This window comes from Pedobacter sp. 05L430, assembly GCF_056397585.1.
In genome coordinates, this window is record NZ_JBFTNT010000534.1 from 1 (window position 1) to 1,347 (window position 1,347).

A 1,347-nucleotide genomic window follows, 5' to 3' on the forward strand; every position below is an offset into this window, starting at 1 on the left:
ACATAAACCTGAGGCTGTTCACATACTCTACGTAAAAAAGCGAAAGAAACAACACAGAAAAAGTAATAACACTATACAATTTAGTATGTGTAAAAAACAACATTGCTATGAGCACGCCCAATAATAAATTACTTACAGACAGGCTAAACCTCTCCAGATTATTTTTCGGAAAGCGTGCATTCAAAACCACATAAATATTTAACCCGGCAAAGGCTAATATAAATTGAAACAAGACCTCTTCAATTGGCAATTGAAGAATATGAGCTCCAACAGTATACTCATCATTAAATATGGATACTTTGAATTGATTAAAGATCAATGCAACAACTGAAAAAAACAGTCCGGAAACCAATACTGCAGGAATCATTGGCTTCCAACTCCTGATTGGATTGGCCTTTTTATCCAAAGTCAACAAAAATGATAAAAGAAGCAGCGCCAGATTGATCAATAAATAGTAATAATTCATGTATAGAAATAAATTCAGCTCAAAAATATGATTTTGACCCAGTTAAACAACCTTATCTCCTATCTATATATTCTAAGAATTAATTGTTTGCCCAATAAAACTTTTTAAGTTAATTTTAAGTAACCAAAACAAATAAAAATGAAAATAATTAAAGTTTTAGCGGGCATTATTGTAGTAATTATTGCCCTCTTCTTTATCATTGGTTTCTTCCTTCCTAAAACTTACAGCGTAAGCAGATCCATTGAAATTAACAAACCCGACAGTATAGCTTATCAGAAAATGCTAAATTTTAATGATTTCGGCTTATGGAATCCATGGATGCAAATGGATAAGGCAGCAAAACATACAGTAACAGGCGATGGTGTTTCTGTTGGGTCTAAGTTTAACTGGGAAGGAAAAGAGGTTGGAACCGGAAGTATCACAATTGAAAAGCTTAATCCAAACAAGCAGATCGACGAAAAACTGGAATTCATTAAACCTTTCCAAAGTACAGCAATTACATCATTCTATTTTGAGCCCACAGCTAATGGCGGCACAAAGGTAACTTGGGACTTTAGAGGTGAAAATACATCGATCTTCTCAAGATGGATGTCACTGGCATATGATTCTATGATCGGAAAAGATTATGAAAAAGGCTTAGCAAACTTAAAGGCCTTTGTAGAAAAGTAAATTTGATCCATAAAAAAGGGCGCATAAATGCCACGAATGGTCGGAAGATTAACTCTTCCGACTTTTTTTTATTTTTAGGCAAGCTTAATTTTGTTTCAACTATCTGATTATCAATTATTTATTTGCAATTCTCGTTGGTTTTAAGTATATTAAATGCTGTAAATCAATAAGATATGGCTATTTTTAAAGATCATAATATCACTGTAAAACAA

The 1,347-nt window shown here is 32.8% G+C and carries 2 protein-coding genes; one reads left to right on the plus strand and one right to left on the minus strand.

Annotated features, from left to right (window positions below):
* Window positions 1–466, minus strand: a 466-nt coding sequence (locus tag AC1DG9_RS27120; RefSeq protein WP_477635700.1) for a lycopene cyclase domain-containing protein, incomplete at its 3' end; no start/stop codon positions are given.
* Window positions 467–604: 138 nt separating this feature from the next.
* Between AC1DG9_RS27120 and AC1DG9_RS27125 the strand changes: the two genes are divergently transcribed.
* Window positions 605–1,135, plus strand: a complete 531-nt coding sequence (locus AC1DG9_RS27125) for an SRPBCC family protein (RefSeq protein WP_337717938.1) — start codon at window positions 605–607, stop codon at window positions 1,133–1,135.
* Window positions 1,136–1,347 lie beyond the last annotated feature (212 nt).